We start from the raw sequence: 17,197 nt of genomic DNA on the forward strand, positions 1-17,197 counted from the left end.
CTTCATCAGATCGCGGGTTTTACACCCTATGGCGAACCTCCACAGGTCTGGTCAATCCAATTGCTTAAACTATTTAGCACAATTGATTTTCAAACAAGTAAGAAAAAGCCAGTCAAACATACTTGTAATCGGTTACATCTTGATAATAAAAGACGCCCATACAATTCCTGTCTTTTTGAAAACGCTGTCTGGCAGTTAATTAAATACGCTTTTTTGCAAAAATCCTATCATACCCCACATCAAATCAGCGCCGATAACGGTAATTTTTACACTTTTTAAACCGGGATAGCCCAAATTTCTATAAATAATTGACAGATATCAGTTTACTATCCACGCCGGGTTTTTAAACCCTACCTTTGGAATTAACCCCAGGATCTTCGCCGGCTGAATCATTTTCCTTTCAAATTACCCCTGCTTAAACCTGTCACTGCCTGCCCTTATTAAACCCGCTGATCCAGCTTAATGAGCCTCTTGGCCCTATCAGGCAAGCTTTGGCCGAAAAAAACCGAATTATTTTTGTAATCGGTTACATTTTCTTTCAAAATGATATAATTTCGTTCCTGATAGCGGCTTCGCTGTCACCATGATTGACAACGATTGAGTATTGAATAACTAATTGCTTGTATGATGCTTGCGGATAATCATTCAATTGCCAAACCGGGTATATCCCCTTCTCTCATCACCAATTTTCCCGGAGGCACTCCCATTGATAATACTTTATTAATAATTGTTGACTTCAATCTGATCCTGATTGGAGCCACAAGCCGGTTACCTGAACCAATTACCACCCCTGTATATCACAAATTATTAGTAACGTCTTAAAATCAAACTATGCGTATGCAAAAGTTAACCAGGCAAAAGATAGTAACCAGCCTGTTCCGGTTGTCTACCGGGCGGTTATTATTTGCTCTTCTGTCCACTGCTTGCTTATTGAGCGGGCCACTGCCAGCCGCAGCCCAGCAAAAAACCATTCATGGCCGGGTTACCAATGATTCCGGCTCGGTTATAGTTGGTGCTACTGTTTCCATAAAAGGGAGCAGCAACGGCGCTTCCACCAACGAAAAAGGTGAATTTACCCTCTCAGCCACTAAGGGGGCCGTTCTTGTTATTTCAAACGTTGGATTTAAACCAAAAGAAGTAACAGTAGGCGATGGCGATCAGTTGAACATTCAATTGTCTACTAATACCCAAAGTTTTGATGAAGTAGTGGTGGTAGGTTATGGTACCCGCCGCAAAAAAGACCTTACCGGTTCCGTTGCGAGCGTAAACCTTGAAACAATGGCCAATTCTCCCAATACTAACGTTGGTCAGTATTTGCAGGGGACCGTCCCTGGGTTGAACGTGGGCTTGTCAACCTATGCCGGTGGCTCACCGCCCATTTCGGTACGCGGTCAAAACACCCTTAGCGGTAACCAGAATGTATTGATCATCGTTGACGGTATTCAATACACGGGTTCGCTGTCCTCCATTAATCCAGATGACATTTCTTCTATAGATGTATTAAAAGATGCCAGCTCTACAGCTGTATACGGAGCGCAGGCCGCCAATGGGGTATTACTGATCACAACCAGAAAAGGCCGCGCCGGCAAACCACGGATCTCTTTCTCCAGTTCTTATGCCAACCAACGGCCTACCAGCAACCTGCGGCCAATGAACCGCGAAGAATATTTAAAGAATATCACAGAGGCCTACTGGGATAAGGCTTACCTGGCCCCCGATTATACTACCCCCGACCCGACCTTTAATGTAGCGAATTATGTAGATGCTACCATGAAAGTGAATGGCGTCTTATTGCCCAATGACTATAACTGGTACGAGGCTGCCACCAATACCGGAAGCATTTATGATAATAACCTGAACATTTCCGGCGGCAGCGACCGGGTAACTTACCTGATCTCGGGTGGACTGACCGATCAAAAAGGATTCGTAATAAATGACATCTTTAAACGCAAAAGCATCCGGGCCAATATTGAGGTAAAACCACTGAACTGGTGGAAGGTGGGCATAATCTCAAGTGGATCATTTGTAAATCAGGATGGGGCCGAACCTTCTTTGAACAGCATCATGCGCTGGTCGCCCCTACAGGTGCCGTACGATTCATCTGGTAAACTGATCCCCTTCCCTACCAATACCCTGGAGCCAAACCCGTTCACTACTTATTATGTTGACGACAAAGAAAGACACAATTATATCTTTGCCAACATCTATACCGACATCGATCTGCCTTTTCTGAAAGGACTCAATTACCGCATGAACTTCGGTAATAACTACACGGTTGACCAGCATTTCTTTAGCAGTATTTATGGTGCCAACTCAACTGGTGAAGCGTCAAAATACAATAGAGAATATTACGATTACACGTTCGACAACATCCTTACCTATAGCAAAACATTTGGCAAACATGACATCTCAGGCACCTTGTTATATGGCGCTATAGAAAGAAGAGCTGACTCAACGTACGCAAGAGCGACCGGGTTCGACCGCCTTACACTTAGTTATAATAATCTTTCCCTGGGTACTGTTTTTAATGATACTTCGGGCCAGTGGACAGAAAGATTGAACTACCAAATGGCCAGGTTCAACTATAAATACAACGATAAATACCTGTTAACGGCTACCATTCGCCGCGATGGCTTCTCGGGTTTTGCCGCCAACAATAAGTATGCATACTTCCCTACAGCCGCCCTGGGGTGGATCATGTCCTCTGAAGACTTTATGAAAGAGGTGTCGTTTGTTGATTACCTGAAACTAAGAGCAGGGTTTGGCTTAAGTGGTAACCAAACGCCCCGATATACGTCCATAGCAAGGGTTAATGTTAATCCTGCTTATGTATTTGGTGATGGCAGCAGCCCTGCCATTGGTCAACAGGTGGTGGCCCTGGGTAACCCCGATCTGAAATGGGAAAAAACGCGGGGGCTCAACTTCGGCGTTGATTTTAATATGCTCAAAAACCGCCTGTACGGTAATATTGATGTGTATTTTAACAGCACCAAAGACCTTTTATACAGTATTGCCATCCCCGATATTACCGGTTTCTCCATCATACAAACCAATGTGGGTGAATTGCGCAATAACGGGATAGAAGCCTCCATCTCTTATAAAATTCTGGACCAAAAAGATTTTCGCTGGACGGCTACTGCCAATGTATGGCACAACAAGAACAAGATCGTTACCATTACCGGCACCGATGCCGATCATGATGGTAAAGAAGATGACCTGCCGGCAAGTGGCTTATTCATAGATAAATCACGCAATGCCATATACGATTATCAACCCGCTGGCATTTATCAGGTTGGAGAAACCCGGATCCCCGGCTTCCAGGTGGGTACGGAAAAATTGGTTGATCAGAACAAGGACAACGACATTACCCCCGACAAAGACCGGGTTTTCCTGGGCAGAAGAGAACCAGCTTACCAGCTGAGCCTGTATAACCAGTTCTCCTGGAAGGCACTGTCTGTAAGTATTTTCTTTAACTCCGTTCAAGGTGGCAAAGACGGCTACCTGGGCCCCAACAGCCCCTTCTACTTCCGTGACGACAATGCTATCCGTAATAACTATCCGGTGCAAACCAATTTCTGGTCGCCTGCTAATCCTTCGGGCAAATATCCCCGCAATATTACAGGCACCCATGCCAAGATTGAACCCGCTGCTGCTACCAGCAATCCTACGGTGCACCAAATATGGCAGAAAAGAAACTTTGTCAGACTGCAGGACGTTTCCGTTTCCTATAATCTTACCAGCCTGATCAAGACCGTAAAATTCCAGTCATTAAGTGTATTTGTAAGCGGTAAGAACTTAAAAACCTGGACCAACTGGGAAGGTTGGGACCCTGAAGCGCTCGATCTGAATAATCAACCTATGGGTTTAATAACAAATGGTCGACCAGTAATGAAAGCATTTTCAGTGGGTATTAACATTACATATTAGTAGTCTATTACGGTTAAAAAAAATATCATGAAACGATACGCATATATCTTATTGGCGACGCTTACGACCGGAAGCCTTTCCTGTAAGAAAAGCTTTCTCGATGAAAAACCTTCGTCGTTCTTAAGCACCAGCAACGCCTTTAAAACCGAGGCCGATTTTAACGCCTCCATAAATGACTTATACGGTCTGGTTAGAAGTCACTTTTATACTGTTAATGACTTCAACCCCTTCTGGTACGAGTATCGCACCGATGCTTATTATGATGCCACGGCAACTGCGGCGAACCTGCCGGGCGAAATTGCCGCCAGCGCTACCGCCATTACTAATTTTGCCTGGGGGCCTAATTATAAGATCGTGGAGGAAGCCAACACGATCATTCACCGGCTTCCTGCATCAACCCTCACAGCTGCCCAACAAACCTTGTTTGAAGCAAAAGCCAGATTTTTCAGAGGGCTGGCTTACCGCACGCTTGGCTATTTATACGGTGGTGTTCCCCTGAATTTAAATGAAATTGAAACACCCAAAACAGATTTCACCCGCGCTACCAGAAGCGAAGTGTATGCCCAGGTGGAACAAGACCTGGAATTTGCAGCGGCTAATCTACCAGACATTACCAAGGTAAAAGATGGAGAGATCTCCAACGCGGCCGCTTATCACCTGCTGGCTGAAGTATACAATACCGACAAACAATATCAGAAAGCGGTAGATGCGGCCTCAGCAGTTATCAATAACCCGGCCTTTGCATTGATGACAACCCGGTTTGGCACCCGAAAAACAGTTACCCCCGGTGATGTGTATTGGGACCTTTTCCAACGCGGCAATCAAAACAGACATGGTGGCATCAACACCGAAGGCATTTGGGTCATACAAATTGAAACAGATGTACCTGGTGGCGGTGGTAGCACCACCGGCGGATCTCAATTTGGTGTATATGCTGCAGAACGGGTACATGCCCCATTGGTGCGTGATCTGAAATCCGTTGTAAACGGCCAGCAGGTTGGCTTGTTTAACTGGCCTATGGGCGATTATACCGGTGGCCGCGGCGTGGGTTTTCTGGCTCCTTCTTACTGGTTCAGCGATACCGTTTGGCAAAGCGATTTCAACAATGATATCCGCAATGCGAATAACAACTTTGTAAGGGAATTTGTATCTAACAATCCGAAAAGCCCTTTTTACGGTCAAAAAATTTCCACCATCAACCCGCCCGCCGGTTTAATAGGGATCAATGGCAACATTACAAAAGGGAAATGGGACCGCGCTTTTTATCCTTACCAATCCAAGTGCTCACAGGCATATGATTATCCAACATCTTTATATGTAAACCCAACGGACCCTGACCCGGTGCAAAAATATGCGCTGAAGGCAGGTGCCGGCGGCACTTATATCGACCAATATTTTAGCCGGCTGGCCGAAACCTACCTGCTCAGAGCCGAGGCATATGTAGGGTTAAGTAATCCGACTTCAGCGGCAGCTGATATTAACAAAGTAAGGTCCAGGGCTAACGCCTTACCAGTGTCAGCCGCAAATGTGAATCTCGATTACATACTCGATGAAAGACTCAGGGAATTGGGCATTGAAGAAAAAAGAATGTTAACCCTGATGCGGTTGGGCTTATGGGTAGCCAGGACCCGGAAATGTAATCCATTTTATGGCCCTCAAATGAAAGACAATTATAATCTCTGGCCAATACCAGTTACTGAAATTGAAAAGAACAACACCGCAGTACTGGAACAAAACCCAGGGTATTAGGGATTTGGAGATTTCGGGATTTATGAGCAAACTCAAACAGCGGTAAATCTCTAAATCACAAAACCTCAAAATCAGCAATCCACAACGAGTCACTAAGGAGGGACAGCATCTCTCCTTAGTTTTTTTTTAATTCAGTATATTCAATTTTGAAAAATAGTTGTCCATGCAGTTGATCACAGCCCGGTGTCTTCGTTCTTCAGTCAGGATACTTTGTTTATGCCTGGTAATAAATGGCGGTCTGTTACCAGTGACCACTGCCCAGGTGAACAAGGCCAGGGAACGCATAGCCATCAACGAAGGCTGGAAGTTTATGAAATATTCATCCACGCCCGACAAACTGATCTACGACATCAGACCCGAGGTCGCTGACCGGAATGACAATATAGTGGCTGATTCAAAACCTACCGAGGCGGTCACTGTTACTTCCACAACAAACGTATTAAAGAACTGGATCCTCCCTTCTGCCAACGAATTCATAAAAGACCCAACCAAACATCACCAACGACCTGCTGGCAACCCCGGGAGTGACTTCCCCTTTGTACAAAACCACTTTAATGATGCCGACTGGGAACAGGTGACGCTGCCGCATGACTGGGCTATCAAAGGCCCTTTCTTCAAAGGCGAGCCGGCAGAAGTGGGTGGCGGCATGGGCCGGCTGCCCAGTCCTGGCGTGGCCTGGTATCGCCGCAAACTGGATATTCCGGTTACAGATAAAGGAAAGATGATCTACCTGGATGTGGATGGCGCCATGTCGTATGCTTTGGTTTGGCTGAATGGCAACCTGGTTGGTGGCTGGCCGTATGGCTACAATTCTTTCCGGCTTAACCTCACCCCTTATATCCAACCCGGTGGCGAAAATCAACTGGCCATTCGGCTCGATAATCCCAACAATTCCGCCCGCTGGTATCCCGGTGGCGGTTTATATCGCAATGTATGGTTAACCAAACTGTCACCCCTGCATGTGGCCCAATGGGGCACATTCGTACATACAAAAAATGTTTCTTCCGCAGCAGCCACCGTTGACCTGGCTGTTACCCTGGAGAACAGCGCTACCTCCGATCAGCGCATTGAACTGGTTACACAAATATTTACCGTCAATGAAAAAACCGGGAAAGCAGGCAATAAAGTAGCCACCTTTCCCCCGGCTCCCCATACCATTCCCGCCGGTCAGCAAACACAGATCAATAACTCAATAATCATTAAAAACCCCTTGCTGTGGGGGCCAGCGCCTTTACAAAAACCCAACCTGTACCTGGCCGTTACCCGGGCGTACAGCAATGGTAAACTTATAGATGAATATGAAACCCGTTTCGGCATCCGGACGCTTGTATTCGATGCCGAAAAAGGCTTGCAGGTAAATGGAAAACCGGTGCACTTACAGGGGGTTAACCAACACCATGATCTGGGCGCTCTGGGTGCCGCCTTTAATACGCGGGCGGCAGAAAGACAACTGGAGCTGTTGCGTGAGTTGGGTTGTAATGCCATCCGCTTATCGCACAACCCACCCGCCCCTGAATTGCTGGAACTAACAGACAGGATGGGTTTCCTGGTGATCGATGAAATATTCGATAGCTGGGAAAGAAAAAAAACACCGCATGACTTTCACCTTATCTTCCCCGACTGGTATGAACCCGATACCCGGTCATTTATCAGACGCGATAAAAACCATCCTTCCATCATTGCCTGGAGTTTTGGCAATGAGGTGGGCGAACAATATACCGGCGACACGGGAGCCGTAGTAGCCAGGAAATTAGCTGACATTGTACATGATGAAGACAGCACCCGGCCGGCCACCGCTTCCATGAACTACGCCAAACCCGATATGCCCTTCCCCAAAGAAATGGACATCCTGTGTCTGAACTACCAGGGCGAGGGCATCCGCGATGCACCGGCCTATGCGCATCTTAAGGGCATCAGAACACCGCCTCTATACCCGGCCTTTCATAGTAAGTTCCCTGCTAAAATGATCGTTAGCAGTGAAACCGCCTCGGCATTAAGCTCCCGCGGCACTTACATTTTCCCTGTATATAATGGGATCAGTGCGCCCGTAAGCGATAGCACCGGCGGTGACCCCGTTAATAAGTTTGTAAGCGCGTATGAGCTGTATACAGCGGCGTTTGGCGCCTCACCCGACAAAGTATTTGCTTCGCAGGATAAGCATCCTTATGTGTCTGGTGAGTTTGTATGGAGTGGCTGGGATTACCTGGGTGAACCAACCCCCTACTATTCCGCCCGCAGTTCTTATTCGGGCATTATTGACCTGGCCGGCTTTAAGAAAGACCGCTTTTTCCTGTACCAGGCGCGCTGGCGGCCCAACCTGCCTATGGCGCATATCCTTCCTCATTGGACCTGGCCCGAACGTACCGGTCTGATCACTCCGGTGCATGTATTCACCTCGGGCGATGAAGCCGAATTGTTTTTAAACAACCAATCACTGGGCAGAAAAAAGAAAGGCCCTTATGAATACCGGCTTCGCTGGGATAGCGTAGTGTATAAGCCCGGCACCTTGCGCGTAGTTACTTATAAAAACGGTAAACCCTGGGCGGCTGACACCGTACAAACTGCAGGCCCCGCGACAAAATTACACCTACAGGCCGACAGAAACCTCCTCCAGACAACGGGTGATGACCTGTCGTTCCTTACTCTGACAATCACAGATGCCCATGGCATACTGGCGCCGGAAGCCAGCGACCTGATATCCTTCAGCATTACCGGCCCTGGTGAAATAGTGGCTACCGATAACGGCGATGCCGCCAATCTGGAACCTTTTCCGTCCAAAGAAAGAAATGCATTCAAAGGACTGGCGCTGGTGATCGTTCGTGCAAAGAAAGGAATGCCAGGCACTATTACGGTTACCGCCACTGCGAAAGGACTTACAACCGCCAAAACAATTATAAAAACAAATTAAACCACATACAAGCACATCAATTAAAACATATGAAAAGAAACATTGTTATACTTGCTTCCGCTATCACTGCCCTATGCAGTTGCAACGATGGCGCCTCAGACAAAGCACCTGTTGCCGATTCAAGCGAAGTGAAAACCGCTCCTGAAAATAACAAATACACGTCACAGCCCCTGGTGACGCATATTTACACCGCTGACCCTTCAGCGCATGTTTTTAATGGCCGCATTTATATTTATCCATCGCACGATACAGCTACCGGCACCCCGGAAAATGACAATGGCGATCATTTCAACATGATGGATTACCATATCCTTTCCATGGACTCCGTTGGTGGTAAAATAACTGATCATGGTGTTGCCCTGAACATTAAAGATATTCCCTGGGCCGGCCGTCAACTATGGGCACCCGATGCAGCATTTGCCAATGATACTTATTATCTGTACTTCCCCGTAAAAGATAAAAAAGATGTTTTCCATATTGGCGTAGCTACGTCAAAAACACCGGAAGGACCTTTTACCGCTGAAAAGGAACCCATTAAAGGCAGCTATAGCATCGACCCCTGTGTATTCAAAGATGACAACGGATCGTTCTATATGTATTTTGGTGGCATCTGGGGCGGACAATTACAAAAATGGAACAACAATAAATACGACAGCGCCGGCAAATTGCATCAACCTGATGAACTGGCTGTATTACCCCGGGTAGCCAAACTGAGCGCAGATATGAAGTCATTTGCAGAACCGGTGAAAGAGATCAAAATTTTAGACAGCACCGGACACTTATATAAAGAGAAGAATAACGACCAGCGCTTTTTCGAAGCAGCCTGGATGCACAAATACAATGGCAAATATTATTTTTCTTACTCAACCGGCGACACTCATAATATTGTTTACGCCATTGGCGATAGTCCATATGGACCTTTTACGTATAAAGGCTTGTTGTTAGCGCCGGTAGAAGGCTGGACAAATCACCATTCCATTATTGAAAAAGATGGCAAGTGGTATTTGTTCTATCACGATGTACAACTCTCGGGCAAAACACATTTACGCAATGTAAAAGTGGCGCCATTAGTTTACAATGCTGATGGAAGTATACAGACTGTGCATTCGCAGAAATAAGGATAAAGACCTGTAAGGTGCATCATTGGGGCCTGCCATATTAGCGGGCTGAATTGCATCCCGCAAAGCGGGACAAGCTCTGACAGGTCTTGTTCTAAAATCCAATAAGACCTGTCAGGACCGCATCATCTAACTGATCATTCAAGACCCGATGGCGGACCTTACAGGTCTTTCGCTTTTTATATGGCATCCCGCTGAGGCGGGACGTCATTATTTTAAGTAACAGGTCTTTCACGCATTACGACTTTCAATCTCTTTCACCTGCTGCTCATTAAAACCGCCTTCCTTTGGATTTGGCTGTCCTTTGCCAGTAGTGATCAAATTGTACAGGCTATTTTCTATATAATGGCCCCAGCCTTTCTCACAAACGTCATAACATTCATTTTCCGGGGTTAATCCCATCTGGGTAAATGTCAGCTGGGTTTTATTTCCCTTCCCGGTGATCTCAAAAATAATGGTATCGCCTGTCCATTCTTTTTCGTCCTCGGTAAAATTGAAGTAATTGTCGACCACCTGCCAAACCACCCGCTTATCCGGCATCACTTCTGTTAATTTCATGGTACTCCGGTGTACATCCTGGTAGTGATAATAAAATTCATCATTTACCTTCTCTGCCTTGCCTTCAATTTCTACCGACCACCAAGCACGGGGATTGGTAATAGCTGCAAAAACTTCTGCTGGTGTTTGCTCCACTTCAATGGAAGTTGTATAATCTTTTGATGCCATAAGTATAAAATTTAAGATGTTTTAAAATGTTGTAATAACAAAGCTACTGTCTTAATGCTGTATCATCTGGGTGCTAATTAGACATTTTGCTGGGTTGATTTGGACAAAGTATTACCGTATCTTTAGTGTACAAATTCTTTATCATGAAACAGGTGGTCATCCTTGTCCCGAACGAGCATGTTAATTTAAGCAGCATAACCGGCACGTATGAAATTCTAAAGCGGGCCAATGAATACTGGCAACGGCTCGGTAATGAGCCCAAAATGACCATCCAGGTAGCTGGCTATGCGGAGGAATTACAACTCGATGCCGGCCTGTTCACCATACACCCTTTACATATAAAATACATCAGTAAGACCGACCTGGTGATCATTCCTTCCCTGGCCTGTCGCGATTTTGAATTCGTTATAGAGCAAAACCTGGATCTGATAGAATGGATCAGGGAACAATATAAGAACGGGGCCGAAATAGCCAGCATCTGCTCAGGCGCGTTCCTGCTGGCCGCCACCGGTTTGCTGGAAGGGAAAACCTGTTCCACCCACTGGAATGTAGCTACCGATTTCAGACGCCTGTTTCCCAACATTAATTTGCACCTCGATAAACTCATTGCAGCCGAACCGGGTATTTATACCAACGGCGGCGCGTTCTCCTTTTTGAATCTGTGTTTATTCCTGGTTGAAAAATACTTTAACCGCCAAACGGCCATTTACTGTTCAAAGATCTTTCAGATAGATATTGAAAGATCGTCCCAATCACCCTTTCTTATTTTTCAAATACAAAAGAACCATGGTGATGACCTGGTGTGCGAGGCGCAGAATTTTATTGAAGCCAACCTGGGTGAAAAGATCTCATTCGAAGAGCTGGCTTCCAAACTGGCCATCAGCCGGCGCAACTTCGACCGGCGCTTTATAAAAGCTACCGGCAATACCCCCGTGGAATATTTACAACGGGTAAAAGTAGAGGTAGCCAAAAGAGCATTGGAGAATGGCAGAAAAACCGTTTTTGAAGTAATGAACGATGTAGGCTATTCAGATGACAAAGCTTTCCGTGAAGTATTTAAAAAGATCACCGGATTATCACCGCTCGACTACAAAGCCAAATTCAATAAGGAAGGCAACCTGAATTAGCCAAAGGGTGCCGGGAACGATTGCGTAAATAAATTCACTACCCCCACCCAGCAAACGAAAAAACCCCGGTAACTTTAATAGTACAGAAGGGTAACACAAATAGTTATAATACGTAAGCGGGTACACGTAATTCAGCCTAAAAGATACGCAGCCCAACACTCCCTCTCCTAAAAGAGTTCAACCATTCAAATTATTTACAGGTCAATTCCTGTCCCTATTTTTATGGGTATCTTATTTCAAGATGCTTAGAGCGCTCTATCATAACCATTTACATTAACATTAAACATTTGCCAGTATGAAAAAAACGATTCTGCCATTTGGCGCCCTGTTTACCGGCGCTACACTTTCTGTTGGCTTACTAATGGTAAGCTGTAACAAGAACGGTAATGAACCTCAGGATTCCGACCTATCAGGCGACCAGACTGCTACCACAGAATTTACGGTAGCTACTGCTAACGGATTCGCCGCCGGTACAACCGGAGGTTCGGGCAATGCCGTAACAGTTACCACCGCTGCAGCTTTCCGAACAGCCGCGCAATCAACCACCTCACAGGTAATTACCGTTTCCGGCAATTTGAATCTCGGTTCCAGTGCCGTTAGTATCAATTCCAACAAAACCATTATTGGTGCTAATTCCAGCTCAGGGGTTATTGGCTGTTTGTCGGTTTCCAACAAAACGAATGTGATCATCCAGAACCTGAACATCACCAACCCTTCCGGCGTAGGAACAGGTGATGGCCTGGAGATCTCAGGTAGTACAAAAGTATTCGTTACCAAATGCGCCTTTAACAATTGCGCCGATGGGGCCCTTGATATTGTACGGGCATCTGATAATGTTACTGTGTCCTGGTGTAAGTTCAATTATTCCAGTCAAACCACCCATAATTTTGTAAACCTGATCGGTAATGGGGATGATGTAACTACTGACCGCGGCAAACTGCATGTGACCATGCACCACAACTGGTACGATGCCGGTTGTCAGGAAAGAATGCCCCGTGTTCGTTTTGGCCAGGTACACTGTTACAATAATTATTATGCCGCAGCTGGCTCTAATTATTGTGTAGGCGTTGGCAATGAAAGCCAGATCAAAGTTGAAAATTGCTATTTCCTGAATCAAAGCAATGCCTGGAAGAATTACAGCTCCAGCACCAGTGCACAGGGAAAGATCAACTGGAACAGCGGGAATGTATTCTCAGGCACCAGTGTTCCAACCTGGGCGCCCAACTCTTCTGTATTTAGCGTTCCTTACGCTTATACCATGACAACTGGAAGTGGCGTACCCAGCGCTGTTACCGGTAACGCAGGCAACAAGTAAGTAAATTATTAAAGGTTGATGATCATCCAAACAAAACCCTCCCGATACATTGGGAGGGTTTTGTTGTTATTTTCTTTTTTTGATCATCAACTGCACCACCGGTTCAATCAATTTGCGCGAAGCGGTATTGTCCAAATGCAATCCATCGGCAGTCATGCTTTCTATATCAAGACCGGGTGTTTTGAAACCATTCACAAACAAACAACCATTGCGTTTTGCTATCTGCTCAAATGCTTTGCTCATGGCCGCCACCCTATTGTTGCCACCGGCATATTTTTCTGTTGCTTCGGCTTTGGAACCATAGGGCGTGGGGGCGATAATGATGATGGAAGCTTTATTGATGGCCGGATAACTGCACCCTTTTATTTTTCTTATTAACAATTCCAGATTAGCATGCACTTCCTGTTGTCTGTTGGCAAATACGGCCTTCCCATCGTTGGTACCCAGATCCAGTACAATGAAATCGTATGGACGGCCCCCCGTATGCTCAGCTGCTTTTTTAAGGTTCTCATCTATCATCATCAACGAGTTCAGGGTGCTGTCGCCATTGTTCACAAACCCGATTGTGCGGCCCGATTTGCTGAGATTGAACACGTCTGCACCCGGCAATGCCCATTCCAGTTGTTTGGGCCAGCTATAGGGAAAGGAACCATTGCTATCGCCCAGGGTAAAAATATTCAGCGCAACAGTAGCTACATTTACTTTTACTGGTTTTATTCCAGTGTGGGTTGGTTGTACCTGTTTGATAGTACCATCCGCATTGAATTCCATTTTATCAATACACACTTCCCGGTTGTAGCCCGCCTCGCGGCCCATGTTTATTCCATTGGGATAATTGAAGCGATGATACACCAGGTACCATTCATCCCTGCCGGGCACCTGAATGGTGGAGTTGTGCCCGGTACCATAAATACCGGCAATTGAATCTTTAAACACTACCAGGTTATTGGCGGGAATATTTATTTTCTCCAGTGGTCCGCTGGCTGTTCCATAACGCACACAATAATTGGGATCACGGGTATCGTTTTGCGACCACATAAAATAATACTGGCCATTCCTGAAAAATACATGTGTGCCTTCCCTGAATGTTTTATCTGGTGTTAATTCTTTCAGTGTCTCCATTTTCAGGGAAACCATATCATCATTCAATTCAGCCCCTGCCATATACCCATTACCCCAGTATAAATAATATTTCCCGGTTTGCGGGTCCTGAAAAACATCCGGATCGATGGTTTGTCCGCCTTTGGTAATTCCTTCAGGACGTTTATCTATTAATGGTTTGCCGGTATCTACAAATGGCCCTGTAGGGCTATCACTCACTGCCACGCCAATTTTTTGTTCCCCACAGAAATAGAAAAAGTATTTATAGGTCCCATTGATTTTTCTCTCAATGATGCAGGGCGCCCAGGCCCTTACTTTTGCCCAGCTCACCTCTTTAGGCAGATCGAGGATCACTCCTTCTTCTTTCCAGTTTACCAGGTCGGGGGAAGAAAATGCTTTGAAATAGGTCCCCGTCCAGTTGGTGAACCCATCACTGGTTGGATACAAATAGAACTTACCTGTTTTTATGGAGAAAATAATATCCGGATCGGCATATAAACCTTTTAACACCGGGTTGTGGTAGTTTTTATTGGGTGCTTTTGTTTGTTGCGCCTTCAGCATCACCGGCAAGCATCCTAATAGCAGGAAATGAAAAACAGTTTTAATTGTCATTTTCATACTTATTACAATCGATGCGCCAATTTACGACCTAAATACAAAGTATGAAAGTTTCATTTAACAATAACAAGTGTTGCCTATTCAGCAGTCAATGTCGTTTAGTTAAGAAAAACGGAGTGCTAAATCCTTCCGATGTATCGGGAGGGCGCAAACTGACCCACCCCTGCCCCTCCCAGGAGGGGATTCCTTATAACAGGCATTAACTAAACTACATTGATTCACCAGTGATGAATGAAACAATGCTTGTTGGGCTGTTATTTCAGCAATTCCAGATGCATTGACCGCTTAATTAAAAATGGTATTTCATCTGCATAGGTCTTGAGATCGGGGGATATATGAACACGCATCCGAAGATCCAATGTATTTTCCATAGTGGCATCCACTATAACACCGGTACGCTTATCGATCTTAGAAGTAATGGAGAAGGTTTCCACGCCCCAATATAGATACAGTCTATTGTCATCGCCTTTTTGTATCATCTGAAAGTTATTGGGTTTGTCAAACGTTTTACTGGCAATGGTATCCACCAGGGGTTTTAAACAAAAAGAATCCGGTGGAGTAAAGTCGGTCCTGATAATGGTGTATCTTTTATCAGTGGCGATCAAATGTTGTGACATCACAATACAATCTTTGCCATATAATATAGTGAGCCCATTGGTAAAATCGCCTTCCCGCACTACCCCGCTGTTGATCACTGGATTATTTTCAGACAATTGCTGGGCATTGCTTGCCGGAGCAACAGCTACAAAAAAAGTATTCAGATCGGTTATCGGTCCCGTCATAGACGGAATGTTCAATTTAGGCAACAAGACCTTTCCTTCCGGCAACAGCGAGATCCTATAAGGATTTACCTTATGGGCAACGGAATCCAGCCGCGCCTTATACTTATCGGTCATCGATACTAAACTCAACCATTTAATTTCTTCGGCCAATATATTATCCTCATTGACCACCCGATGTTCAGAAACAGCAATGGTTTTACTCTTAAAATTAACGCGGTCAGCGATGGTGGTCAACCGGTATTTATAAACTTCACCGGCTTTGTATTTTCTATAAGGTACCTGGGAGAACCCGGCGGTGGTCAAAAACATTAATACGGCAAACAAAGCGCTTATTCTCATTTGGTAAATTTTATTACTATGACGTACAGTTGCTAAAATAAAAATAAGAAAGCTTACTGTCAATAAAAAACCCTGACGCTACGGTCAGGGCGCTGAAACTCTTCGACACTTCGACTCCGCTCCCTGCAGGCTCGCTCAGGACCATATCTCCATCATGCTAATTCCATCAGGAATAAGGCTATCCACCCAATATCACGCCGAAGCTACCGTATACCGCCACCCGTTCTACCTGCCCGGTGGTGCTGTTCACAACCCGTAATAATTCCCCTTCAACCCTTCCTTCCAACGGTTGCCCTACCTGGATACCACCGGCCGTAATGGTAACCGATCCTCCTGCATGAATCCTTTTGCCATGTATATCGGTATAATAACTTTCCCAGCCTTTTACGGGTGTTACGGCACCATCGAGGAATGTAACCACCGTTGCGTCAGAAAATGAATAGGTGCCGGGGCCGGTCACAGACATCATATTGATATTAAGATTAACAGGCTTTGAGGGGTTCGAGATATCGCCCAGGGTGATCATCAACAAGCCACCAGTGTATATGGCACCTGCTTTGGCATTGTACCATCTACCATCGATCCGGATCCTGTTTTGATCAACAATGGCCACCTGGCGCACCAACAAATAAATGCTTCGGTTGCTGCCCAATAACAATTGCGCGGAAACTGACACGGTATCTTCAGCAGGCACCTTTACCGGCGCCACATAATTGATGGACCTCTTTGCCGCTTCTTCGCCTTCAAAATGTCCATTGGGATGGGTGACCGGTAAATTGGGCTCGCCATTGATCTGCCATACACTAACTTCTTTCGGTCCAACTATCAATGGCACTCGCAGCGTACTGTCTTTATCCCAAACAATATGAGTTACACTAAACTCAACTTTTTCTCCCACCAACAGGGAGATAACAGCAGTATCGGTTTTTGTTTTATTGTCTTCGAGGTGGTACTCCAGAAATGGGGTGTAATCCCAGGTCCGCCTGATCTTTGCAGAAAGGGTCTTTGCTGTCTTGTTTTTGACAACAGGGCCCACTCTTTTCCATTTCCCATTGCTTTGATGAGCGGCCACCTGCATCAATTCAGGCGACGCTTCATGGATCTCTTTGCTGGTGTATTTTACTACAAGCTCAGCGTCCTGTTTAAACGGGAGATTTGCTGGTCCGATCCGGTATGCATTTTTTTGCATACTGCCTGGCAGTTTTGATTCAATAGGTTGGAGGGTGATGGTCTGGTTTTGGTCGAGCGCACCGGCCGGAATGACCAATTGTGCATTACCATCAGCACTGGTAATGGTACCACCCGATGGGCCAATAGTTTTTTGCACGGCAACGCCGGCAGACTGTCCGGGTTCCGTAACAATCGGATCACTCACCGGTTGTTCTATATCGGGTTGATCGGGCTCAATCGGTTTGTTATCCTTGTTCTTTGTACAGGAAACCAGCAGCATCAGGACTGCTGCGATGATCATACTCTTTTTCATGGCT

The 17,197-nt window shown here is 45.8% G+C and carries 10 protein-coding genes; 6 read left to right on the forward strand and 4 right to left on the reverse strand.

The annotated features are described in order from the left end of the window. Positions 1 to 837 precede the first annotated feature (837 nt). The 4 genes from J7I42_RS29305 (at position 838) to J7I42_RS29320 (ending at position 9,702) form a co-directional block, all read left to right on the forward strand. Complete coding sequence (locus J7I42_RS29305; RefSeq protein WP_209142985.1) at positions 838 to 3,927, forward strand: SusC/RagA family TonB-linked outer membrane protein; 3,090 nt, start codon at positions 838 to 840, stop codon at positions 3,925 to 3,927. A gap of 27 nt (positions 3,928 to 3,954) precedes the next feature. After that, positions 3,955 to 5,676, forward strand: a complete 1,722-nt coding sequence (locus J7I42_RS29310; protein ID WP_209142987.1) for a RagB/SusD family nutrient uptake outer membrane protein — start codon at positions 3,955 to 3,957, stop codon at positions 5,674 to 5,676. A 163-nt stretch (positions 5,677 to 5,839) separates the two neighbouring features. Then, complete coding sequence (gene galB / locus J7I42_RS29315) at positions 5,840 to 8,584, forward strand: beta-galactosidase GalB (RefSeq protein ID WP_209142989.1); 2,745 nt, start codon at positions 5,840 to 5,842, stop codon at positions 8,582 to 8,584. 29 nt (positions 8,585 to 8,613) lie between these two features. Then, positions 8,614 to 9,702: a glycoside hydrolase family 43 protein gene (locus J7I42_RS29320; protein WP_209142991.1), complete on the forward strand. Its 1,089-nt coding sequence runs from the start codon at positions 8,614 to 8,616 to the stop codon at positions 9,700 to 9,702. A 231-nt stretch (positions 9,703 to 9,933) separates the two neighbouring features. Here J7I42_RS29320 and J7I42_RS29325 read toward each other — a convergent pair whose 3' ends face one another. Beyond that, positions 9,934 to 10,428: an SRPBCC family protein gene (locus J7I42_RS29325; RefSeq protein WP_209142993.1), complete on the reverse strand. Its 495-nt coding sequence runs from the start codon at positions 10,426 to 10,428 to the stop codon at positions 9,934 to 9,936. Positions 10,429 to 10,571: 143 nt separating this feature from the next. Here J7I42_RS29325 and J7I42_RS29330 point away from each other — a divergent pair, with 143 nt between their 5' ends. Beyond that, the gene (locus J7I42_RS29330) at positions 10,572 to 11,555 is read left to right on the forward strand and encodes a GlxA family transcriptional regulator (protein ID WP_209142995.1); all 984 of its coding nucleotides are present in this window, start codon (positions 10,572 to 10,574) and stop codon (positions 11,553 to 11,555) included. A gap of 295 nt (positions 11,556 to 11,850) precedes the next feature. Further along, positions 11,851 to 12,870, forward strand: coding sequence for a pectate lyase family protein (locus J7I42_RS29335; RefSeq protein ID WP_209142997.1), 1,020 nt, complete (start codon positions 11,851 to 11,853; stop codon positions 12,868 to 12,870). 66 nt (positions 12,871 to 12,936) lie between these two features. Here J7I42_RS29335 and J7I42_RS29340 read toward each other — a convergent pair whose 3' ends face one another. The 3 genes from J7I42_RS29340 to J7I42_RS29350 form a co-directional block, all read right to left on the reverse strand. Then, complete coding sequence (locus tag J7I42_RS29340; RefSeq protein WP_209142999.1) at positions 12,937 to 14,583, reverse strand: family 43 glycosylhydrolase; 1,647 nt, start codon at positions 14,581 to 14,583, stop codon at positions 12,937 to 12,939. Positions 14,584 to 14,843: 260 nt separating this feature from the next. After that, positions 14,844 to 15,710 carry a hypothetical protein gene (locus J7I42_RS29345; protein WP_209143001.1) on the reverse strand — a complete coding sequence of 289 codons (867 nt, stop codon included), beginning with the start codon at positions 15,708 to 15,710 and terminating at the stop codon, positions 14,844 to 14,846. Positions 15,711 to 15,888: 178 nt separating this feature from the next. Beyond that, on the reverse strand, positions 15,889 to 17,193 hold the full coding sequence (locus J7I42_RS29350; RefSeq protein ID WP_209143003.1) for a hypothetical protein: 1,305 nt from the start codon (positions 17,191 to 17,193) through the stop codon (positions 15,889 to 15,891). Between the last annotated feature and the right edge of the window lie 4 nt (positions 17,194 to 17,197).

The sequence above is a fragment of the Niastella soli genome, assembly GCF_017742245.1.
GTDB classification, from domain to species: domain Bacteria; phylum Bacteroidota; class Bacteroidia; order Chitinophagales; family Chitinophagaceae; genus Niastella; species Niastella soli.

What these genes read in the sequence shown, in the direction of transcription:
- J7I42_RS29305 (WP_209142985.1), top strand. Translation starts at nt 838, where the DNA reads ATGCAAAAGTTAACCAGGCAAAAGATAGTAACCAGCCTGTTCCGGTTG.
- J7I42_RS29310 (WP_209142987.1), top strand. Translation starts at nt 3,955, where the DNA reads ATGAAACGATACGCATATATCTTATTGGCGACGCTTACGACCGGAAGC.
- galB (WP_209142989.1), top strand. Translation starts at nt 5,840, where the DNA reads ATGCAGTTGATCACAGCCCGGTGTCTTCGTTCTTCAGTCAGGATACTT.
- J7I42_RS29320 (WP_209142991.1), top strand. Translation starts at nt 8,614, where the DNA reads ATGAAAAGAAACATTGTTATACTTGCTTCCGCTATCACTGCCCTATGC.
- J7I42_RS29325 (WP_209142993.1), bottom strand. Translation starts at nt 10,428, where the DNA reads ATGGCATCAAAAGATTATACAACTTCCATTGAAGTGGAGCAAACACCA.
- J7I42_RS29330 (WP_209142995.1), top strand. Translation starts at nt 10,572, where the DNA reads ATGAAACAGGTGGTCATCCTTGTCCCGAACGAGCATGTTAATTTAAGC.
- J7I42_RS29335 (WP_209142997.1), top strand. Translation starts at nt 11,851, where the DNA reads ATGAAAAAAACGATTCTGCCATTTGGCGCCCTGTTTACCGGCGCTACA.
- J7I42_RS29340 (WP_209142999.1), bottom strand. Translation starts at nt 14,583, where the DNA reads ATGACAATTAAAACTGTTTTTCATTTCCTGCTATTAGGATGCTTGCCG.
- J7I42_RS29345 (WP_209143001.1), bottom strand. Translation starts at nt 15,710, where the DNA reads ATGAGAATAAGCGCTTTGTTTGCCGTATTAATGTTTTTGACCACCGCC.
- J7I42_RS29350 (WP_209143003.1), bottom strand. Translation starts at nt 17,193, where the DNA reads ATGAAAAAGAGTATGATCATCGCAGCAGTCCTGATGCTGCTGGTTTCC.